General features: G+C 73.6%; 15 protein-coding genes. 12 read left to right on the forward strand and 3 right to left on the reverse strand.

Annotation, left to right across the window (positions count from 1 at the left end; genetic code table 11):
- The first annotated feature begins 168 nt into the window (after positions 1-168).
- The 6 genes from BGK67_RS21325 to BGK67_RS21350 all read left to right on the forward strand — a co-directional run bounded on the left by BGK67_RS21325 (position 169) and on the right by BGK67_RS21350 (position 12,346).
- The gene (locus tag BGK67_RS21325; RefSeq protein WP_079154307.1) at positions 169-2,580 is read left to right on the forward strand and encodes a protein kinase domain-containing protein; all 2,412 of its coding nucleotides are present in this window, start codon (positions 169-171) and stop codon (positions 2,578-2,580) included.
- Between the two features lie 79 nt (positions 2,581-2,659).
- Positions 2,660-5,233 carry a protein kinase gene (locus tag BGK67_RS21330; RefSeq protein WP_069921566.1) on the forward strand — a complete coding sequence of 858 codons (2,574 nt, stop codon included), beginning with the start codon at positions 2,660-2,662 and terminating at the stop codon, positions 5,231-5,233.
- Positions 5,234-5,358: 125 nt separating this feature from the next.
- Positions 5,359-7,011, forward strand: coding sequence for a serine/threonine-protein kinase (locus tag BGK67_RS21335; protein WP_069921567.1), 1,653 nt, complete (start codon positions 5,359-5,361; stop codon positions 7,009-7,011).
- Between the two features lie 93 nt (positions 7,012-7,104).
- A complete protein-coding gene (locus BGK67_RS21340; protein WP_069921568.1) occupies positions 7,105-8,733 on the forward strand; it encodes a succinic semialdehyde dehydrogenase in 1,629 nt (542 codons plus the stop codon).
- A gap of 12 nt (positions 8,734-8,745) precedes the next feature.
- On the forward strand, positions 8,746-10,542 hold the full coding sequence (locus BGK67_RS21345; RefSeq protein ID WP_069921569.1) for a GMC family oxidoreductase N-terminal domain-containing protein: 1,797 nt from the start codon (positions 8,746-8,748) through the stop codon (positions 10,540-10,542).
- Positions 10,543-10,708: 166 nt separating this feature from the next.
- On the forward strand, positions 10,709-12,346 hold the full coding sequence (locus BGK67_RS21350) for a hypothetical protein (protein WP_069921570.1): 1,638 nt from the start codon (positions 10,709-10,711) through the stop codon (positions 12,344-12,346).
- Between the two features lie 265 nt (positions 12,347-12,611).
- On the opposite strand, the gene BGK67_RS21355 is transcribed toward BGK67_RS21350, so the two are convergent.
- On the reverse strand, positions 12,612-12,875 hold the full coding sequence (locus BGK67_RS21355; RefSeq protein ID WP_069921571.1) for a chorismate mutase: 264 nt from the start codon (positions 12,873-12,875) through the stop codon (positions 12,612-12,614).
- Between the two features lie 305 nt (positions 12,876-13,180).
- On the opposite strand from BGK67_RS21355, the gene guaA reads away from it, so the two are divergent.
- The 4 genes from guaA to BGK67_RS21375 all read left to right on the forward strand — a co-directional run bounded on the left by guaA (position 13,181) and on the right by BGK67_RS21375 (position 17,687).
- On the forward strand, positions 13,181-14,767 hold the full coding sequence (guaA, locus tag BGK67_RS21360) for a glutamine-hydrolyzing GMP synthase (RefSeq protein ID WP_069921572.1): 1,587 nt from the start codon (positions 13,181-13,183) through the stop codon (positions 14,765-14,767).
- Between the two features lie 250 nt (positions 14,768-15,017).
- Positions 15,018-15,791 carry a class II aldolase/adducin family protein gene (locus BGK67_RS21365; protein ID WP_069921573.1) on the forward strand — a complete coding sequence of 258 codons (774 nt, stop codon included), beginning with the start codon at positions 15,018-15,020 and terminating at the stop codon, positions 15,789-15,791.
- Between the two features lie 102 nt (positions 15,792-15,893).
- Entirely contained in the window at positions 15,894-17,150 is a 1,257-nt protein-coding gene (locus BGK67_RS21370) for a hypothetical protein (RefSeq protein ID WP_069921574.1), read from the forward strand.
- An 18-nt stretch (positions 17,151-17,168) separates the two neighbouring features.
- On the forward strand, positions 17,169-17,687 hold the full coding sequence (locus BGK67_RS21375) for a TQO small subunit DoxD (protein WP_069921575.1): 519 nt from the start codon (positions 17,169-17,171) through the stop codon (positions 17,685-17,687).
- On the opposite strand, the gene BGK67_RS21380 is transcribed toward BGK67_RS21375, so the two are convergent.
- Together BGK67_RS21380 and BGK67_RS21385 are read right to left on the reverse strand one after the other, a co-directional pair.
- Positions 17,624-17,857 carry a hypothetical protein gene (locus tag BGK67_RS21380; protein WP_069921576.1) on the reverse strand — a complete coding sequence of 78 codons (234 nt, stop codon included), beginning with the start codon at positions 17,855-17,857 and terminating at the stop codon, positions 17,624-17,626. The two genes, BGK67_RS21375 and BGK67_RS21380, sit on opposite strands and share 64 nt — an antisense overlap.
- The gene (locus BGK67_RS21385) at positions 17,844-19,172 is read right to left on the reverse strand and encodes a PspC domain-containing protein (protein WP_069921577.1); all 1,329 of its coding nucleotides are present in this window, start codon (positions 19,170-19,172) and stop codon (positions 17,844-17,846) included. The genes BGK67_RS21380 and BGK67_RS21385 overlap by 14 nt, the downstream gene beginning before the upstream one ends.
- Before the next feature lie 131 nt (positions 19,173-19,303).
- Here BGK67_RS21385 and BGK67_RS21390 point away from each other — a divergent pair, with 131 nt between their 5' ends.
- Positions 19,304-20,599 carry an ATP-binding protein gene (locus tag BGK67_RS21390; protein ID WP_069921578.1) on the forward strand — a complete coding sequence of 432 codons (1,296 nt, stop codon included), beginning with the start codon at positions 19,304-19,306 and terminating at the stop codon, positions 20,597-20,599.
- On the forward strand, positions 20,596-21,288 hold the full coding sequence (locus tag BGK67_RS21395) for a LuxR C-terminal-related transcriptional regulator (protein WP_069921579.1): 693 nt from the start codon (positions 20,596-20,598) through the stop codon (positions 21,286-21,288). Before BGK67_RS21390 ends, BGK67_RS21395 begins: the two co-directional genes overlap by 4 nt.
- Positions 21,289-21,369 lie beyond the last annotated feature (81 nt).

Below are 21,369 nucleotides of genomic sequence, written 5' to 3' on the forward strand. Positions count from 1 at the left end.
TGCGGAAGGGGGAACCGCGGACCCGGGGCGCCCGTCCGTTGCGGAGTGAGGAACAATGAAGGTTCTGCCGGGGCGGGTTACGCGGACCCCGGCCGCCGGGTCGCTCGGCCGCCGGGTTGGTCGGTCGCCGGGGCAGGCGGAGCAGCGGCACGATCGCAGAGGGGACGCATGTCGAAGCCGGAGCACGGGGCGCCTGCGGCGAAGCCCGAAGAGGTGGGGGCTGCGGCTCCGGCTGCGTCGGCCGAGGCCGCGCCCGCCGAGGACGCGAAGCCCGCGGCTGCGAAGCCGGGGTTGACGAAGGCGGAGCCGGGGGGCGGGAAGCCCGAAGCCAAGGGCGCGGAGCCCGCGGTCGAGGCGGAGCCCGAGGACGCGAAGCCTGCTGCCGAGGCGGAGCCCGAGGACGCGAAGCCTGCTGCCAAGGCGGAGCCCGAGGATGCGAAGCCCGCGGCCGAGGATGCGAAGCCTGCGGTCGAGGCGGCGTCCGAGGGCGCCGGGCCTGCGGCCCAGGCGGAGCCTGACGATGTGAAGCCGGCGGCCAAGGCCGAGCCGGCGAAGCCCGTCAATCCCGTGGTGGAGAAGGCCGATGCCGTGGCCGCCGAGGTCAAGGCCCGGGCCGAGGCCGCCAAGTCGGCCGGAGACGGCCAGGACAAGGGCCGGCTGCTGGCCGGCCGCTACCGGCTCGGTGCCGTGCTCGGCAAGGGCGGCATGGGCACCGTCTGGCGGGCCCAGGACGAGACCCTGGGCCGGACGGTCGCCGTCAAGGAGCTCCGCTTCGGCAGCGGCGTCGACGAGGACGAGAAGCGACGCCTCATCACCCGCACCCTGCGCGAGGCCAAGGCCATCGCCCGGATCCGCAGCGGCGGAGCCGTCACCGTCTACGACGTCGTCGACGAGGACGCCCGGCCGTGGATCGTCATGGAGCTCATCGAGGGCCTCTCCCTCGCCGAGTTCATACGGGAGAACGGCGCCCTCACCCCGCGCCGTGCGGCCGAGGTCGGCCTCGCGGTGCTCGACGTGCTGCGCGCCGCCCACGGACAGGGCATCCTGCACCGGGACGTCAAACCGTCCAACGTGCTCATCGCCCCCAACGGCCGCGTCGTCCTCACCGACTTCGGCATCGCGCAGGTCGAGGGCGACCCCTCCGTCACCTCCACCGGCATGCTCGTCGGCGCCCCCTCCTACATCTCGCCCGAGCGCGCCCGCGGCCACAAGCCCGGCCCGCCCGCCGACATGTGGTCGCTCGGCGGACTGCTGTACGCCGCCGTCGAGGGCGTGCCCCCGTACGACAAGGGCTCGGCCCTCGCCACCCTCACCGCGGTCATGACCGAGCCGGTGGACCCGCCCAAGAACGCCGGCCCGCTGACCGAGGTCATCTACGGCCTGCTCGCCAAGGACCCGGCCCAGCGTCTGGACGACGTCCGGGCACGGGCGATGCTGGGCGCCGTCATCAACGCGCCCGAGCCCGAACCGGTCCGGGTGCCGGCGCCGCCCGCCGAGCAGACCCGCCAGATCTCGCTCGCCGACGCCCAGGAGGCCGCCGAGAAGGCCGCCGCGGAGAAGGCGGCCGAGAAGGCGGCCGAGAAGGCGGCGAGGAAGGAACGCGAGCGCAAGGAGCGCGAGCAGCGCGAACGCGCCCGCGCCGCGCTGAAGTCGGCCCGCAAGGCGGCGGCGGCAGCGGCGGCCACGACGGCCGCCACGGCCGCGGAGCCCCCGGCGGACAAGTCCGCGCCCCATTCCTCCGCCAAGGCCCCCCGGGTGGCCGCCCCGCTCACCGATGTCATGCCGCGCCGCACGATCGCGCTCGCGATAGCCGCCGTGGTGGTCGTGCTCGCGGTGGTCGGTTCGCTCATCGCCTACGCCGTCGGAGGCGACGACGCCGACGGCCGCAAGGACGAGGGCAAGGGTGGCCAGGGCAACCCCTCCGCGTCCGCGAGCCAGACGCCGGGCGGAGCCGGGCAGAGCCCCCAGCCCTCGGCCAAGCCCGGTGAGCCGGGCGGCGGCGCGGACAACGGCAACGCCACTCCCGGCGACCAGGGCCAGCAGAGCCCCGGCACCGGCCAGAACCAGGGGCAGAACCAGGGCCAGGGCCAGGGCGCACAGCCCGGGGGCGGGGGGAGCGGCATACCCGCGGGCTATGTGATGGTGACGGAGCCCGGGTTCCACTTCTCGATGGCGATGCCCCAGGGCTTCCACCAGACGGCGACCGCGGGGGATAACTCCGGCGGGATATACAGCCGCGACGGCGGATTCCCCCGGATCCAGGTCGACCACACCGCCACTCCGGGCGACGACGCCCGGTTGGCCTGGGCCCAGCTGGCCCCCGCCGTGGCGAGCAGCAGCAAGGGGTACCGCCAGATCGGGATCAACCCGACGAGCTACCGGAACTATCCCACCGTCGCCGACTGGGAGTTCGAGAGGGAGCAGAGCGGCATCCGGGTCCGCGTGCTCAACCGCGGCTTCAAGGTGGACGCGACGCACGGCTACGCCATCATGATCAGTTGCGCCGCGGACCAGTGGGACGGCCCCGAGTGCACCCAGATGCGCAACACCGCCTTCGAGACCTTCCAGCCGCTCGGCTGACCTCGGGACGCGGGCGGCCCCGGAGACGTATCGTGTCAGCGGGGCCACGGGGGTGCCCCCAGCACTCGGGGGAGGCGATGTGGAGGACTACGCGGGCCGGATCCTGGCCCACCGCTACCGTCTGCCGCTGCCGCCGACGGACGAGTACGAGCTGGTGGAGACCCGCGCCTTCGACACCCGCAGCGGGCAGGAAGTGCTGGTCCGGCAGGTGCCGTTGCCGGAGGTCGTGGACGCCGAGCTGCTGGACGGGCACGGGTCCGTGCCGGTGTCCGGGCAGCGTGCGCCGGGCGATCTGCCGGCCGTGCGGCGGGCGATCGAGGCGGCGCAGGCCGCGGCCGCCGTCCCCGACCACCCCCGGCTGGACCAGGTCTTCGACGTGTTCGCCGAGGGCGGGTCGCTGTGGATAGTGAGCGAACTGGTCCCGGCCAGGCCGCTGGCGGCGCTGATCGCCGATGAGCCGCTGACCCCCTACCGGGCGGCGGAGGTGGCCTCGGACGTACTGACCGCGCTGCGGGTGCTGCACGCGCACGGCTGGACCCACCGCAACATCACCGTAAGGACGGTCCTGGTCTGCGACGACGGGCGGGTCGTGCTGACCGGCCTCGCGGCCGGCGCGGCGGAGGAGGCCCTGTGCGGCTACGACCCCGTGCCGGGCGGTGACGCCACCGGCGGGGGTACGGGCTGGGGCGGCGGCGCCCCGGCTCCGCCCGCCGCGGGCCAGGACCCCGGACCGGGCCCCGCCGGACCGCGCCCCGCCGGGCCCGAGGCGGAGCCCTACGGCGGCGGGTACGCGCCTCTGGTGGCCCCGGGCTATGACACCGGGCCGCGGTACACCGACCACATCACCCCCGAACGCCCCGAGGACCGGCCCGAACTCAAGGCCGCCGCCCGGGCCGGGGCCATCGCCGCGTACCGGGCGGGGGCACGGGCCGCCGCCGCCGAGGTCGGCGAGCAGCGCCAGTCCGACCCCATCGTCGTACCGGAGCCGAGGCCGCAGGGGTCGACGCTGCCGCAGGGGTACTCGTACCCGTACGGCGGCCCCGAGGCCGGCAGCGCCCAGCCCTGGCACGGCGCGACCCCCCGCCGCCCGGCCCTCACGCCCCCCGAGCCCGGCCGGGAGCAGGAGCCGGAGGCGGCACAGGCACCGCACGCACCGCAGCCAGGCCCGGCGCCGCAGGCAGGGCTCCCGGCGCGGGCAGGGGCAGTGCCGCAGCCAGGGCCGGCGCCGCAGCCACAGTCGGCGCCGCAGGCAGGGCACGCCCCGCAGGCAGGGCACGCCCCGCAGGCAGGGCACGCCCCGCAGGCAGGGCACGCCCCTCAGGCAGGCCCGGCAGCGCAGCCACCGCAGGCCCCCGCCCTGCCCGCCCAGCTCGCGCTGCCGCAGGGATACCGCCAGGCCGACACCCCCGAACGCGCCCCCTCCACCCCGTATTCCACCCAGCCGGTCCCGCAGCCGGCCGCCGACTGGGCCGGCCCGCGCAGCGGCCTCGACGCCGAGCGGGCACGCCAGACGCGGATGGCGGTCGTCGGTGCCGTCACCGAGCGGTGGGCCCCCGAGCAGGCCCGGCACGTCACCGGGCCCTGGCAGCTGGCGGCCCCCGTCGGCCCCGCCACCGACCTCTGGGCGCTCGGCGCGCTGCTCTACCGGGCCGTCCAGGGGCATGCCCCCTACCCCGAGGAGTCCGTCGCCGAGCTCGTCGAGATGGTCTGCTCCGAGCCCCCGGCCTTCGCCGAGGAGTGCGGAGCGCTCCGGCCGGTCGTCGAATCGCTGCTGCGTCAGGACCCGACCGAGCGCCCGGACTTCGAGGAGCTCCGCGGCTGGCTGCGCTCGCTCGTACGGTCCGCCCCCGAGCCCGACGCGGGCCTCGCCATGCTCCCGATGCCCGATCCGGACCCCGCGCGGCTGCCCGTCGTACGCCGCCGCGGCGACCTCCACGGGCGGCACCGCAATCCCGCGGCCCCCCGCAAGCCCCGTGCCCTGGGCCGGACCCTGCTCCTCGGGATCCTGCTCCTGCTCGCCGGGGCCGTGGCGTACGCGATGCTGTTCATGCCGCGCTCCGCCGATCCGGACGGCCAGGGCGGGGCCGCGCCGGCCCCGCCGAAGCAGAGCCCGTCCCGGATTCCCACCGCAGCGCCCGAGTCCAAGCCCGCGCCCCAGACGACGACACCGCCCCCGGCGGCGGCGACCCCCGCCGCGCCCGCCCCGGCCGGCTACACCACCCAGCAGGACCCGGAGCACTTCGAGATCGCCGTCCCCGACGGCTGGGAGCGCCGCGGCATCAACGAGGCCGGCCAGGTCCGCTACACCAGCGGGCAGTTCACCCTCACCGTGGTCCCCGGCCGGGACAAGGTCGAGGGCAACCCGGACCCGGCGGCGTACCAGAAGGACAAGGAGCAGGAGCTGACGCCGTACCGCACCTCCACCTGGTCCACCGTCGGCGACGTCAAGACCACCAAGGTCGGCCAACAACTGCGCGCAACGGGCCGCTACACATGGATCGACGGCACCGGGCGCAGCGTCTTCGCCCGCAACTTCGTCGTCGCGCTCGGCGGCAGCTACCACGTGGTCATGGTCACCGGCCCGGAGGACGAGCAGGGAAAGGTCACCGAGGTCTTCGAGAAGGCCACGACGAGTTACAAACCGGGCGGCTGACGGGTGCCTGACGGGCGGTCAGTGCGGCGATTGCGTCACAGTGCGGGCTTTCCGCGGCCGCGCGGTTCCGACACCGGCCGCGGGCTCCGTAATCTGGCCTGAAGTGCGGAGAGCGGCGGGTTTTTGTGGAACAGCAGACAGGTGGGGGCGCCGTGCTGGCGGGCCGGTACCGGCTCATCGAGCCGATCGGCCGGGGCGGCATGGGCAAGGTGTGGCGCGCGCATGACGAGCTGCTGCACAGGACCGTCGCCGTCAAGGAACTGACGGCCGGACTGTACGTGGCCCAGGCCGACCGGGACGTCATGCACGCCCGGACGCAGAAGGAGGCCCGGGCCGCGGCCCGGATCCAGCATCCGGCGGTCGTCACCGTCCACGACGTGCTGGAGCACGACGACCGGCCGTGGATCGTCATGGAGTACATCGACGGCCCCTCCCTCGCGGACGCGGCCAAGGCGGCCGGGCGCATCGAGCCCCGCGAGGCGGCCAGGATCGGGCTGCACGTGCTGGGCGCGCTGCGCGCGGCGCACGCGGTCGGCGTACTGCACCGCGACGTGAAGCCGGGCAACGTCCTGCTGGCCAAGGACGGCCGGGTGCTGCTCACGGACTTCGGGATCGCGGCGATCGAGGGGGACTCCTCCATCACGCGCACCGGCGAGATCGTCGGCTCCATCGACTACCTGGCCCCCGAGCGGGTCACCGGCGGGACCCCGGGCACCGCCTCCGACCTGTGGTCGCTGGGCGCCACCCTGTACACGGCGGTGGAGGCCCGTTCGCCCTTCCGCCGCACCTCGCCCATCTCCAGCCTGCAGGCCGTGGTGAACGACGAGCCGCCGGCCCTGAAGCAGTCCGGCGCGCTGGCGCCGGTGATCACGGCCCTGCTGCGGAAGGATCCGGCGGACCGGCCGACGGCCGAGGAGGCCGAGCGGATGCTGCTGGAGGCGATGGAGGGCCGGGAGCCGAAGGCGGCGCAGGCGTACGTGCCCACGCGTGCGGTGACCTCGGAGGAACTCGCCCCCGCGCAGCACGGGCCGCCGGAGGAGCCGCAGGTGCCCGCCCCGGCCGGGGACGCCCGGACGGCCGCGCTGCCGGAGCCCTCCGCGCCCATGCCGCCATCCGCCCCCGCCGGGGACCGGCCGGGCGGCTGGATCAAGCGCGCCGCGGCCGTGGCCCTGGTGGCGGCGCTGATCGGTGGCGGCGGGGTGTTCGGGGTGCTCAAGTACACCGGCGGCAGCGGTTCGGGCGGCTCGGACACGACCGCGAGCGCCCCCGACGAGGCGGGTGCGGGCGGGGACTCGAAGTCGCAGAAGTCCCAGGCCGCTCCGCCGGCAGGCTGGTCCAAGGTGACCGACCCGGAGGGGTTCACCCTCTTCGTGCCGGACGGCTGGCGGCGGGAGGCGAACGGGACCCAGATCGACTACACCCCGGACAACGGCAACCACTTCATCCGGATCGCGATCGACCCGACCCCGGACTACGACAACCCGTACATGCACCTGCTCGACCTGGAGAAGCAGGTGCGCAAGCGGGCGGAGTACAAGCGTCTGCGGCTGGAGCAGAACAGCTTCCGGGACACCACCCGGGGCGCCCTGTGGGACTTCACCTGGACCGAGAAGGGGACGCTCGCCGGGCCCCGGCGGGCCAAGGAGCAGATGTACGTCGCCGCGGACGGCACGGAGTACGCGGTGTACATGTCGAGCCCCGCCGGCGCGTGGGACACGACGCGGCAGCAGTTCGACATCGTGCTCAGCGGCTGGGAGCCGCCCGCCGCGAAGCCCTGATCCCGTCATCCTGCCAGCGATCACTGGCGGACATGGCAAAATCCGGTTACCCACGGGTACCCAAAGCTTGCCGGGCGCAATACGCTCACCGCCATGACGGACTCGCAGGCCCCGGCCCCCCTCCGCACCGCACCGGCCCCCACCAACCCGGTCGCCCCGGCCCCGGCCGGCGCCCGCACCGCCGCCGACGTGGTGACCCCCGATCTGGTCGTCCGCCTCACCCGCGGGGTGATCGGCTCCGGCCGCACCGCCAACCACACCCCCTTCACCGGGGACCGGCTGGCGGAACTCCCCGAGGCCACCCCCGAGGACGTGGCCGAGGCCTTCGCGCGGGCCCGCGCCGCCCAGCCCGCCTGGGCCGCCGTCCCCGTACGCAAGCGGGCGGCCGTCCTGCTGCGCTTCCACGACCTGGTGCTCGCCCGGCAGGCCGAGGTACTCGACCTGATCCAGCTGGAGACGGGCAAGGCCCGCCTGCACGCCCACGAAGAGGTGCAGGCGGTCGCCGTCGCCGCCCGGCACTACGGCCGCAAGGCGCCCGCCTACCTGCGCCCCAAGGGCCACACGGGCGCCATACCCACCCTGACCAAGGTCACCGAACTGCGTCAGCCGCGCGGGGTCGTCGGCCAGATCGCCCCCTGGAACTACCCGCTCGAACTCTCCGTCGGCGACGCGCTGCCCGCCTTCGTCGCGGGCAACGCGCTCGTCATGAAGCCCGACACCGAGACGGCGCTGACCGCGCTGTGGGCCCGCGAGCTGCTCATCGAGGCCGGCCTGCCCGCCGAGGTCTTCCAGATCGTCCTCGGCGAAGGCCCCGTCGTCGGGCCCGAGGTCGTCCGGCACGCCGACTACGTCTCCTTCACCGGCTCCACCCGCACCGGCCGCGAGGTCGCCCGGGGCGCCGCCGACCGGCTCGTCGGCGTCTCCCTCGAACTCGGCGGCAAGAACGCCATGCTGGTCCTGCACGACGCCGACATCGAGAAGGCCGCCGCGGGCGCCGTCCGCGCCTGCTTCTCCTCCGCCGGACAGCTGTGCATCTCCATCGAGCGGCTCTACGTCCACGCCTCGATCGCCGACGCCTTCGTCGAGCGGTTCGCCGCCCGCACCAGGGCCATGCGCCTGGGCAGTTCGCTCGCCTACGGCGCCGACATGGGCTCCCTGGTCGGCGAACGCCAGCTGGAGACCGTACAGCGGCACGTGGACGAGGCCGTCGCCAAGGGCGCCACCCTCGTCGCGGGCGGCACGGCCCGCCCCGACATCGGCCCGCTCTTCTACGAGCCCACCATCCTCGACGGCGTCGAGGCGCCCATGGCGGTGTGCGGTGAGGAGACCTTCGGCCCGGTCGTCTCCATCTACCGCTTCACCGACGAGGACCAGGCCATCGCCGAGGCCAACGGCACCGCCTACGGCCTCAACTCCAGCGTCTGGACCAAGGACGCCCGCCGCGGCCATGCCGTCGCCGCCCGCCTGCGCACCGGCACCGTCAACATCAACGAGGGCTACGCACCCGCCTACGGCAGCGCCCAGGCGCCCATGGGCGGCATGAAGGACTCCGGCCTCGGCCGCCGCCACGGCTCCGAGGGCATCCTCAAGTACACCGAGGCCCAGACCGTCGCCCACCAGCGGCTGCTCCCGATGGCGCCCTCGCTGGGCATGGACGACGAGAAGTACGCGGCGTTCATGACCCGCGGCCTCCAGGTCATGAAGGCCCTCCGACTCCGCTAAAGGGGCAGCACCGTGTCTGAGCCGTACGACTACGACGTCATCGTCATCGGATCCGGCTTCGGGGGGTCGGTCTCGGCCCTGCGCCTGACCGAGAAGGGCTACCGGGTGGGCGTCCTGGAGGCCGGGCGCCGCTTCACCCGCGACAGCCTGCCGAAGAACAGCTGGGACCTGCGGAACTACCTGTGGGCCCCGGCCCTCGGGCTGTACGGGATCCAGCGCATCCACCTGCTCGGCAACGTGATGGTGCTCGCCGGCGCCGGCGTGGGCGGCGGCTCCCTCAACTACGCCAACACCCTCTACGTACCGCCCGCCCCCTTCTTCGAGGACCGGCAGTGGGCGGGGATCACCGACTGGCGCGAGGAACTCGCCCCGTACTACGACCAGGCCAAGCGGATGCTCGGGGTGCGCCTCAACCCGACCATGACCCCCTCCGACGTCCACCTCAAGGCGGCCGCCGAGAAGATGGGCGTGGCCGACTCCTTCCACATGGCTCCGGTCGGCGTGTTCTTCGGCGACGGCGCCGATGCCGGGGGGCACGCGCGGGTGCGGCCCGGGGACGAGGTCGCCGACCCGTACTTCGGCGGCGCCGGCCCCGCCCGCAAGGCCTGCACCGAGTGCGGCGAGTGCATGACCGGCTGCCGGCACGGCGCGAAGAACTCCCTGGGCGAGAACTACCTGCACCTGGCCGAGCGCGCCGGGGCCGTCATCCACCCCATGACCACGGTCACCGCGCTCTGCGAACACCCCGAGGGCGGCCACCGGGTCCGTACGGTCCCCACCGACGCCCGCCGCAAGGGCAGGGCCAAGGTACTGCGCGCCCGGTACGTGGTCGTCGCGGCGGGCACGTACGGCACCCAGACCCTGCTGCACACGATGAAGGACCGCGGCGAGCTGCCCCGGATCTCGGACCGGCTCGGCGAGCTGACCCGGACCAACTCCGAAGGCCTCGTCGGCGCGCAGACCGACGACCGCCGCTACCGCAAACGCCACGGCGACGGCTCCGGCAAGGCGCAGCGGGCCGACTTCACCCGGGGCGTGGCGATCACCTCCTCGGTGCACCCCAACGCCGACACCCACATCGAGCCCGTCCGCTACGGCAAGGGCTCCAACGCCATGGGGTTCATGACCGTCCTCCAGGTCCCCTACAGCAGGCACCGGGTCCGCGCCTGGTTCGCCCGGACCGCGAGGCACCCGCTGCAGCTGGCCCGCTCGCTCTCCAACCGGCGCTGGTCGGAGCGGACGATCATCGGCCTGGTCATGCAGTCGCTGGACAACTCGCTGACGACCTACCGCAAGCCCGGCGGCCTCGGGAAGGGCCTGCTGACCGCCCGGCAGGGGCACGGCGCCCCCAACCCGGTGCAGATCGCCGAGGCCACGCACGCGGCGACCCTGCTGGCCGAGGAGATCAACGGCTTTGCCGGCAGCAATATCGGCGAGCTGATGGGCACCCCGCTGACCGCGCACTTCCTCGGCGGCTGCCCGATCGGCGCCTCGGCGCGGGAGGGCGTGGTGGACCCGTACCACCGGCTCTACGGGCACCCGGGGATCTCGGTGGTGGACGGCTCGGCGATCTCCGCGAACCTCGGCGTCAACCCGTCGCTGACGATCACGGCGCAGGCCGAGCGGGCGATGTCGTACTGGCCGAACAAGGGAGAGCGGGACCCGCGGCCCGAGCAGGGCGCGGGCTACGTGCGGCTCGCGGCGGTGGAGCCGGTGCGTCCGGCGGTTCCGAAGGAGGCGTTCGGCGCTCTGCGGCTGCCGTTCCTGGCGGTTCCCGAGGTCCCGCCGAAGGTCGTGGACCAGGCCTGATGACCGGGTCGGTACCGCGCTCCCCCTCCGAGCGCGGTACCCACGCGGTACATGAGTGACAGGCGGTCGCCATGGATGGTTGTACCGCAATCCGGTAGGCCGGGCTGTGGTGTCGATCACACAGCGAAGTGTGCAACCGCGACCTGGGGCCGGCGGTCAAGGGTGCATGAGAAAGCGCATCTCCCTGCTGGCGGCAGCCGGCCTGGCGGCCGTCGGTCTGGCCGCCACCCCCGCGAACGCCGCGGATCCCGTCTTCACGCTCACCAGCCCGGCGGAGATCGGCCTGCGCCCGCACCCCGGGCAGAGCGGCCAGCCGCAGAAGACCTCGGTCGAGTTCCGCGTCGAGAACGAGACCGGGAACGTCTTCGACCGGCAGAGCACCTTCACGATCGACCTGACCCCGCTCAAGGGCGTCGCCGACGCCGCGCTCGACCAGAACCAGTCCCACGGCTGCACCCTCGACGCCGCGAAGGTGACCTGCAAGGACTGGGCCATCTGGACGCACGGCAGCAACGTCGTGACCCTGGACCTCACCGCCGCCAAGAACAGCACGGCCGGCACGGTCGCCGACCTGACGATGACCGGCGCGGCGGACGGCGCCACCTTCAAGCCCGCCACCACCAAGGTCAAGGTCGGCGGCCCCGACCTGGTGCTGGAGCAGGCCGCCCTCAAGGCGAAGCTGACCCCCGGCGAGACGCAGCCGCTGCCCATCGTCTTCCGCAACGCGGGGACGGAGTCCGTCCACGGAGTGGCGCTGGAGGTGAACACCACCCACGGCATCGGGCTGGTAGAGAAGTACGACAACTGCTCCTACAGCAAGAACGACAGCCCGGCCCAGCCGTGGAACGCGGGTTGGGGCACCGTCGTGTGCGTCCTCGACGGCGAGTACAAGCCGGGCACGTCGTACGAGGTCAAGAGCGCGCTGACCCTCAAGGCGGCGCCGCACGCCTTCATCGACGGGATGACCTACGCGGTGCACGCGGCCGGCGCCCAGCCGAAGACCTCGCAGAAGCTGGAGCGGCCCGGCACGGGCAAGAAGCTGACCGTCGTCGAGCGGGTGGCCAAGGCGGGCCCGCTGTCCGCGGACATCGACCCGTCGGACAACCAGCACGAGTTCGACTTCCAGACGAAGAACACCGCCGACTTCGTGGCGCGCGCCGTGTCCCTCAAGGGCAAGGCGGGCGAGACCGTGAAGGCCGACTTCGGCTTCGACAACAAGGGCCCGGCCTGGGTCGCCTACCTGCGCTCGGGTGAGGACGTCGCCCGGACCGACATCGTGATCCCGCAGGGCGCGAAGGTGACGAAGGCGCCGGAGCAGTGCTCCGGGGTCAACGCCGACGGCAGCCACCGGGAGCAGAAGCTGGGCGCCCCGCGCTACTTCTGCGCGACCACCCACATCGTCGGGGAGACGGAGAAGGTCTCCTACCCGTTCGAGCTGAAGATCGAGAAGGTCGTGGCGGACGCCACGGGTTCCGTCGCGGTCGGCCAGTGGACCCCCGAGGGCACCAAGGTGGCGGACTGGGACCCGAGCCACGCCAACAACAAGGCCGCCTTCGTGATCAATGCCAAGGGCGGCGCAACCACACCGGCCCCGAGCCCGACCACCGCCGCCCCGACGCCGACGGCTTCCACGACCCCGTCGGCCACGCCGAGCGCCGGCGCGAGCACCGGCACCACGGCGCAGGGCGGTCTCGCGAACACCGGCGTCAGCGCCGGGCCGCTCATGATCGGCGCCGCGGCACTCGTCGCCGCCGGTGGTGCGGTGTTCCTCGCGTTCCGCCGCCGGACCGCCGGGCGCGCGTAGCCGCGTAGGCACCGAAAACAGAAGAACGGCCGGCCCGGGGCGTCCCCAGGGCCGGCCGTCCTTACGGGGTGACCGGGCTGCTGTCCCCTGCCGTCCGGTCACGCGGGGGAGCGAGGTCCCACGACGCACGCCCCACGGGGAGTGCGCCTCATCGCTCCGGCGGAGCCACGCGTGGTGGTGCGGTCCCGCGCCTGGCTGGCGCGGACAACCTCACCAACGAAGGGCGCCCGGGGTCGTCACGCTCCGGACGGGTGACGAACAGCCGTCACACGCGGCCCCGGCACAGCTCCAGCAGCGTCATGGCGAGGGCGGTGCCGGGCTTGCCGAGGGCGCCGCTCCAGTGCGAGAGCACCTCCATCTCCCGGGACAGGTGCACCCGCCGCCCACCCGAGGTGATCCGCGCCTCCTGGATGACCGTCGAGACGGCCATCCGCTCCTGGATCAGTCCGATGATCCGGTCGTCGAGGGCGTCGATGCGCTCACGGGAGTCGGCGATGAGCTGCTCGGGGGTGGTGGTGATCGTGGTCATGGTCTCGTCTCCTGTCGGATGGAGTCCGCCGTCCGCCAGCTCCCAGAACGCCAGAGCGCCCCGGTCCTGTCGGACCGGGGCGCTCTGGGAAGTTCAGCGGCTCAGGCGAGCATCACGAAGACCCATGGCGACCGGACCGGCCGGTGCCATAGGTAAAGAGGAAGCTCAGCTGCTTGCGCATGGGACGGATTATGTCCTTCCGTCCCCCTCCCGGCCAAGCCGGTTCGGATGGTGAGACGAAGAGGGGTGCGGGTCCCCCGTTAGAATCGACAAAACAGCCACCTCTTCCGCCGGAAGGCCGCCCCGTGCCAGAAGCACCCTCCGCCGCCCACGACAGCGCCCCGGACACGGTTCTCGTCGTCGACTTCGGCGCCCAGTACGCCCAGCTCATCGCCCGTCGCGTCCGCGAGGCACGGGTCTACAGCGAGATCGTGCCGAGCTCGATGCCCGTCGACGAGATGCTGGCCAAGAACCCCAAGGCGATCATCCTCTCCGGCGGCCCGTCCTCCGTGTACGAGGAGGGCGCCCCGCAGCTCGACCGCTCCCTGTTCGAGGCCGGCGTCCCCGTCTTCGGCATGTGCTACGGCTTCCAGCTGATGGCGACCACCCTCGGCGGCCAGGTCGACAACACCGGCGCCCGCGAGTACGGCCGCACCCCGCTGGCCGTCTCCAAGGCCGGGTCCACCCTCTTCGAGGGCACCCCCGAGCAGCAGTCGGTGTGGATGTCCCACGGCGACGCCTGCTCCGCCGCCCCCGAGGGCTTCGCCGTCACCGCGTCGACCGACGTGGTCCCGGTCGCGGCCTTCGAGAACGACGCGAAGAAGCTGTACGGCGTGCAGTACCACCCCGAGGTGATGCACTCCACGCACGGCCAGCAGGTCCTGGAGCACTTCCTCTACCGGGGCGCGGGCCTGTCCCCGACCTGGACCACCGGCAACATCGTCGAGGAGCAGGTCGCGGCCATCCGCGAGCAGGTCGGCGACAAGCGCGCCATCTGCGGCCTGTCCGGCGGTGTGGACTCGGCCGTGGCCGCCGCGCTCGTGCAGAAGGCCATCGGCTCGCAGCTGACCTGCGTGTACGTCGACCACGGTCTGATGCGCAAGGGCGAGACCGAGCAGGTGGAGAAGGACTTCGTCGCCGCCACCGGGGTGCAGCTGAAGGTCGTCGACGCGCAGGAGCGCTTCCTGAACGCGCTGGCCGGCGTCTCCGACCCGGAGGCCAAGCGCAAGATCATCGGCCGTGAGTTCATCCGCGTCTTCGAGCAGGCCCAACTGGAGATCCTCCAGGAGGAGGGCCCCGCGGTCGCCTTCCTCGTGCAGGGCACCCTGTACCCGGACGTGGTCGAGTCCGGCGGCGGCACCGGCACGGCGAACATCAAGTCCCACCACAACGTGGGCGGGCTCCCCGACGACATCGAGTTCGAGCTCGTCGAGCCGCTGCGCCAGCTGTTCAAGGACGAGGTCCGGATGGTCGGCCAGGAGCTGGGCCTCCCGGACGAGATCGTCCACCGCCAGCCCTTCCCGGGTCCCGGCCTCGGCATCCGCATCGTCGGCGAGGTCACCAAGGACCGCCTGGACCTGCTGCGCGAGGCCGACGCCATCGCCCGCCAGGAGCTCACCGCGGCCGGCCTGGACCGGGAGATCTGGCAGTGCCCGGTCGTCCTGCTCGCGGACGTCCGCAGCGTCGGCGTCCAGGGCGACGGCCGCACCTACGGCCACCCGATCGTCCTGCGCCCCGTCTCCTCCGAGGACGCGATGACCGCGGACTGGACGCGCATGCCCTACGACGTGCTCGCGCGGATCTCCACCCGCATCACCAACGAGGTGCCGGACGTGAACCGCGTGGTGCTGGACTGCACGAGCAAGCCCCCGGGCACCATCGAGTGGGAGTAGTCCCCACCCGGACCCGAGACGAAGCCGCCGCTCCCTCCCGAGCGGCGGCTTCGCCGTTTCACCGGCCGGCCTTCCCCGGCCGGCCTTCCCCGGCCGGCCTTCCCCGGCCGGCCTTCCCCGGCCGGCCTTCCCCGGCCGGTCTCCCCGGCTGGATTTCCACCCGCGGCCTTTTCACCGGGCGCCTTTCTCTGGCCACTTCGCGGAGGCGCCGGTACCTTGCGCCGCGACCCGAGCCGTCGGAGGAGGCCCCATGCCGGATCGACCCGTACCCGTCCCCGTGGAACGGCTCGGCTTCGAGATGCCGCCCGCGCACACCGACCCGGCCGACGAGCGGGCGCACCGCAAGGAGCGGCTCGCCGGGGCGCTGCGCCTGCTGGGCGGGTACGGCTACGAGGACGGGGTGTCCGGACACGTCAGCGCGCGGGACCCGGAGTTCGAGGACTGCTACTGGGTCAACCCCTTCGGCCGGGCCTTCGCCGGGCTGACCGCCGCCGACCTCCTGCTGGTGGACGGGGACGGGCGGGTCCTCCAGGGGGAGCGCCGGGTCAACGAGCTGGCCTTCGCCGTGCACGCCGCCGTGCACCGGGAGCGCCCCGAGGTGGTGGCCGTCGTGCGCACGCAGGCACCGTACGGCCGCGCCCTCGCCGCGCTCGGCGAGCTGCTGGCCCCGATCTCCCAGGAGGCCTGCGTTTTCTACGAGGACCACGCGCTGCTGAACGAGTTCGCCGGAGCCGAGGACGCGAGCCGGATCGGGCGCGCGCTGGGCCCGTACAAGGCGCTCATCCTGCGCAACCGGGGGCTGCTGACGGTCGGCGGCTCGGTGGACGCCGCCGTCTGGTGGTTCCTCGCGGCGGAGCGGGCCGCGCAGGTGCAGCTGATCGCGCGGGCAGCCGGGAAACCGGTGCTCATCGACCACCACAGCGCGATCGCCACGCGGGAGCGGTTCGGGTCCGATCTGGCCGCCTGGGTGAACTACCAGCCGCTGCGCCACAACGGTGACACGCCGGTGGCGTCAACATCATGAACGGTTAATCACCTGCTCTGACATCGTGCGCAATCCGGAGCACTGCCGCAGTGGTGCACAATTCGCTGGCATTGCACCGTAGTTCAGAGAGGCGGCACGCACGTGGCTGTCCAAGAGATGTCCCGGGGTACGCACACCGCGGCCTGCGCATGCGACGACTGCGCACGGGAAGGGCACCGCCGCGCCGTGGCCGCCTTCCTCGAGAAGCGCGACGAGTTCGCCGCCGGACAGGGGCTGCCCGCCGCAGTGGCCCACTCCCTCGGAGCGTCCCGGCAGTGGGTCTCCGACGAGCTGACCCTGTCGGCGCGCACCGTCGCCGACCGGGGCCGAGAGGCGGGGAACTCCTGGCTGTACCTGTTCTCGCGGCGGGCCGTGCTCGCCGTGTGGATCGCCGCCGGGGTGCTGCTCCTGGTCCAGGTCGCCGCCGCGCTCGGCACCGGCTGGTCCACGGCCCGCACCGCCGGGTTACTGGCGGCCCTGGTCCTGGCCGGGCTGCTCACCGTCGCGGCCCGCGCCCAGTCGGTGCGCGGCGGGCTGCTGGCCCCGCTGGTCGGGGAGGACAACCGGCTGTCCACCTCCAAGTCGGTGCCGAGCGCCTGGGTGGTGCTGACGGCCTTCGCCGGGCTGCTGCCCGCGCTGCGGCTGGCCACCTCGGTGCCCGGCCCCGAGCGGCAGGCCCTGTACGCGGGCTTCGCCCTGGACCGGGCGCTGCCCCTGCTGGCGGTGGTCGCGCTGACCTCGGTGGTGGCCGTGGTGGTGCGCCGGGTGGTGTCCGTACGGATCATGGGCCAGCGCTTGCAGAAGCTGCCGGCCGACCGGCCGCGCGGGGTGGACCTGCTGACGGACGACGCGGGGCGCGGCAGCTTCCCGGACGCGCAGTACGTGCTCGTCTCCACGGTGGTGCTGGCCTACGCGGCGGTGTCCCTGGCCCGCTTCCCGGACCGGCTGCCGCAGCTGCCCTGGGCCCTGGCCCTGCTGGTGGCCCTGTCCGCCGCCGTCTACCTGGCGGCCAAGTACGCGGAGGGCACCCGCCCGCTGGTGCTCTCGGTGGTGCGCAGACGCGAGCCCGGGGACCTGGACGCGGCCGTCCGGCCCGGGGACGACATCGAGATCCGGGGGGTCGGCTTCGTACCGCCCGGGGCGCAGACTCCCGAGATGCTGGCCCGGCTGGTGGTGCGGATCGGGGCGGTGCACGTGCACGTGCCGCTGGTTCCGGTGCCGGGCGGGTTCACCAACCCCTCCGACACGGTGCTGACGGTGCCGGTGCCGGCCGAGGTGGAACCGGGCCGGATCGACATCCAGGTGGTGACGGCCGCCGGGGTGGAATCCAACCGATGCATCATCGACGTGGCCGAGTGATCGGGGTACACATGTCGCGTGACCCGAACTGATGTCTCGACAGACGCGCCCGCAGTCCGCCCGCTGAAGGTACGCGCGGCCGACTACGCACTGCTGCCCCTGCGGATCTTCCTCGGCGTGACCTTCGTCTACGCGGGCGTGGACAAGCTGACCGACTCCGCGTTCCTCTCCGCCTCCGGCGCCGGCTCCATCGGGGAGCTGATGACGGGAGTGCGCGACACCTCCGCGATCCCCGCCCTGGTGGACATGGCCCTGGAGGCCCCCGTCGGCTTCGCCGTCGCCCTGGCCATCGGGGAGATCCTCGTCGGCCTCGGGACGCTGGCCGGCCTGCTGACCCGGATCGCGGCCCTCGGCGGAGCGCTGATCGCGCTCAGCCTGTGGCTCACCGTCTCCTGGGCGGTGACCCCGTACTACTACGGCAACGACCTGATCTACATGATCGCCTGGATCCCGCTGATCATCGCCGGGGCGCCCTACTGGTCCCTTGACTCGCTGATCGGGTCGCGCTGGTCGCGGCGGTCGCGCCGGACGGCGTAGGTCACCATCCCGGTCAGGGCGGCGAGCGAGAGCCCGCCCAGCGTGAGCGGGATGACCAGGAACCAGGGCAGGTCGGCCTCGCCGCCGCTGTCGAGCAGGTACAGCACGCCCGCGACCAGCAGGGCCAACCCCGCGATCAGCCGTCCCGGCTGGAACTCATGACGCCGCACGGGCCACCTCCACCTGTCCCACACCCGCGTCCAGGTGCAGCTCGATCGTCCCGCCGGCCTCGGTGCCGGCCGGGGGCGACAAGGTCGCCTGCCGGTGCTCACCGCCGCCGCGGACCCGTACGTCCTGGCCCGTGTCCCCGGGCATCTGGATGTCGCCCAACCGGATGGCCACATCGGCCTCGGCGGTCACCTCCCGGGGCACGATCACCTTCAGCCGCCCCGCGTCCACGGAGGCGCGGACGGACAGGGTGGCGCCCTTCGGCACGTCCAGACGGCTCAGGTCCAAGGTGGCGAGGCCGGTCCCCGCCTCGTACACGGGCCGTACGTCGGCCACCGCGGCCGGACGCCACTCGGTCTCCCGCCAGTCCGTGCCGATCTCCCGGGGCAGTACGGCGGCCACCGCGAGCAGCCCCGAGGTGAACACGGCCAGCACGATCGTGCCGAAGCCGGTGCGCCCCAGCAGGGAGCTGACGGCGAGACCGAGGCCGAAGACCACGAGCGCGGCGGCCAGCCCGCTCTGCAGGGCATCGCCCAGCGGACGCCCCTGCCAGTCGGCGCCCGCCGCGGCGATCCCGGCGATCAGCGCCAGGACGAAGACCCGGCCGCCGATCCCGCCGCGCGGCCGGGCCGCCGGGGCCGGCTTCCCCGCGGCGACGGCGGCGGCGCCGGCCGCGGTCGCGGTCGGCGCGGCGCCCGGCTCCCCGGGGACGGCCGAGTCGGCGGGACCCCACAGGTACCCCGTCGCGCCGACCGGACCGGTCGTGCCGTCCTTGACCAGCGGGTCCCGCCACCACGACGGGCCGCCGGGGGCGGGCGGCGCCTTGGTCTCCGGCGGCGCCTTCGTCTCCTGCGGCGCGGGGGCCTCGGCCTCCTCGGGGCCCGCGGTCCGCCGCCGCTGCGACCAGTACGAAGCCCCGCCCAGAGCCAGGACGACCAGCACCGAGAAGACCGCGAGCACGCCGTTGTCCAGCATCGACAGGAACAGCGCGCAGCCGACCAGGGCGGCGAACACCGCGGCGAGGGTGGCGCCCTCGACCCGGCCGGTCAGCATCTTCTTCGCCTCGCTGTCCTCCTCGCCCTCCTGCGGGAGCAGCAGCCACGCGAAGCCGTAGAAGATCAGGCCGACGCCGCCGGTGACCGCGAGGACGCCCAACACGATCCGGAAGACCACCGGGTCCAGGTCGAAGTACCGGCCCAGACCGCCGCACACGCCCGCCAGGACCTTGTCGCGCTTGCCGCGGCGCAGGGGAGGCCGCAGGCCGGGAGGCCGGGGCGCCCCGGGCCCGGCCGGCGGGGCATCGTGTACTTCGGTCATGCGTCCATGGTGACGGGCCGGAGCGGCCCGCGGCACCGGGCCCGACCCTGGCGCAACCCTGATATCCCCCCGGTCGAATTGGGGGGCAGCCCTGATGCCGGGCCGCTCGCGCGCGTGTGACCCTTGGTGGCATGCCCGTAGCCGCCGCTCCCCGTACCCCGCACGCCGCCGACGTCGACGAGGTGCCGCAGCGCAAGCTCTACCGCAGCGCCGACGGCCGGATGCTCGGCGGAGTCGCACGGGGCCTCGCCGGGCACCTCGGGCTGCCGGTGATCTGGGTCCGGCTGGCCTTCCTCGGCCTGTTCATGTGGGGCGACGGGCTCGGCGTGCTGCTGTACGCCGCGTTCTGGGTGTTCGTACCGCTGGGCGTCGGCGGCCGCAGCGGACACCGCTCCTACTTCGACACCCTGCCCGACGGCACCCGCCGCCTGCGCAAACCCGACAAGGGGCAGATCACCGCGCTGATCGCGCTGTGCATCGGTGCGGGCATCTTCATCTCCCAGGTGCAGGTCGGCGGCGCCTCCGGCCGGTACGTGTGGCCCACGCTGCTGGTCGGGGCCGGGGTGGTCCTCGTATGGCGGCAGGCCGACAACGCCCGCCGGGCCCACTGGACCGAGGCCGCCGGACGGCACGGCCGGCTGCTGCAGGTCGCCCGGGCGCTGGCCGGGGTGGCCCTGGTCGGCGTCGGCCTCACCGTCTTCATCGTCGTACGCGGCTCCGCGGCCCAGCTCGGCAACGTCCTGACCGCCACCCTCGCCGTCCTCGTCGGCGTCGCGCTGCTCGCCGGACCCTGGCTGATCCGGCTGACCCAGGACCTCTCCGAGGAGCGGCTGATGCGCATCCGCGCCCAGGAGCGCGCCGAGGTCGCCGCCCACGTGCACGACTCGGTGCTGCACACCCTCACGCTGATCCAGCGGGGCGCCGAGGACGCGGGGGAGGTGCGCCGCCTCGCGCGGGCACAGGAGCGCGAGCTGCGGAACTGGCTGTACAACCCCGAGGGCACCGGCAAGGAAGAGGCCGAGGAGCCGGCCACCCTGGCGGAGGCCGTGAAGAAGACCGCCGCCGAGGTCGAGGACCACCACGGCGTGCCCATCGAGGTCGTCGTCGTCGGCGACTGCCCGCTCGACGAGCGGCTGGCGGCACAGGTCCAGGCCGCGCGCGAGGCGATGGTCAACGCCGCCAAGTACGGTGGCGAGGGAGGGCCGGTGCAGGTGTACGCCGAGGTGGAGGCGCAGAGCGTGTTCGTGTCCGTACGGGACCGGGGACCGGGCTTCGACATCGACGCGGTACCGGACGACCGGATGGGCGTACGAGAATCGATCATCGGCCGGATGCAGCGCAACGGCGGGACCGCACGGCTGCGGTCGGCGCCCGACGGCGGCACGGAAGTCGAACTGGAGATGGAGAGGGCGGCGAACGCAGCATGACCGAGGACAACGCGGTGACGCAGACCGGCCGGCGGGTCCGGGTGGTGCTCGTCGACGACCACCGGATGTTCCGCACCGGCGTGCAGGCCGAGATCGGCGAGACCGCGCGGACCGGGGTCGAGGTCGTCGGCGAGGCCGCCGACGTGGACCAGGCCGTCACCGTCATCACCGCCACCCGGCCCGAGGTCGTCCTGCTGGACGTGCACCTGCCCGGCGGCGGCGGGGTCGAGGTGCTGCGGCGCTGCGCCCCGCTGATGGCGGCGGCCGAGAACCAGGTGCGGTTCCTGGCCCTGTCGGTGTCGGACGCGGCGGAGGACGTCATCGGCGTCATCCGGGGCGGGGCGCGCGGCTACGTCACCAAGACCATCACCGGCACCGACCTGGTGGACTCGGTCTTCCGGGTGCAGGAGGGGGACGCGGTGTTCTCGCCGCGGCTGGCCGGCTTCGTGCTCGACGCCTTCGCCTCCACCGACGCCCCGCCCGTCGACGAGGACCTGGACCGGCTCACCCAGCGCGAGCGCGAGGTGCTGCGGCTCATCGCGCGCGGGTACGCGTACAAGGAGATCGCCAAGCAGCTCTTCATCTCCGTCAAGACGGTGGAGTCGCACGTCTCGGCCGTCCTCAGGAAGCTCCAGCTCTCCAACCGGCACGAGCTGACCCGCTGGGCGACGGCTCGCCGGCTGGTGTAGCCGCTGGGGGACCCCGGATGTGGTCGGACACGGTCCGATGTGATCCACGCCGCAGGCCGCCGGGGCAACCGGGGCGGCCCG

This window comes from Streptomyces subrutilus (assembly GCF_001746425.1).
GTDB classification, from domain to species: domain Bacteria; phylum Actinomycetota; class Actinomycetes; order Streptomycetales; family Streptomycetaceae; genus Streptomyces; species Streptomyces subrutilus_A.

Coding starts and splice junctions, on each gene's coding strand:
- BGK67_RS21325 (WP_079154307.1), top strand. CDS start 169: ATGTCGAAGCCGGAGCACGGGGCGCCTGCGGCGAAGCCCGAAGAGGTG.
- BGK67_RS21390 (WP_069921578.1), top strand. CDS start 19,304: ATGCCCGTAGCCGCCGCTCCCCGTACCCCGCACGCCGCCGACGTCGAC.
- BGK67_RS21365 (WP_069921573.1), top strand. CDS start 15,018: ATGCCGGATCGACCCGTACCCGTCCCCGTGGAACGGCTCGGCTTCGAG.
- BGK67_RS21385 (WP_069921577.1), bottom strand. CDS start 19,172: ATGACCGAAGTACACGATGCCCCGCCGGCCGGGCCCGGGGCGCCCCGG.
- BGK67_RS21350 (WP_069921570.1), top strand. CDS start 10,709: ATGAGAAAGCGCATCTCCCTGCTGGCGGCAGCCGGCCTGGCGGCCGTC.
- BGK67_RS21395 (WP_069921579.1), top strand. CDS start 20,596: ATGACCGAGGACAACGCGGTGACGCAGACCGGCCGGCGGGTCCGGGTG.
- BGK67_RS21340 (WP_069921568.1), top strand. CDS start 7,105: ATGACGGACTCGCAGGCCCCGGCCCCCCTCCGCACCGCACCGGCCCCC.
- BGK67_RS21355 (WP_069921571.1), bottom strand. CDS start 12,875: ATGACCACGATCACCACCACCCCCGAGCAGCTCATCGCCGACTCCCGT.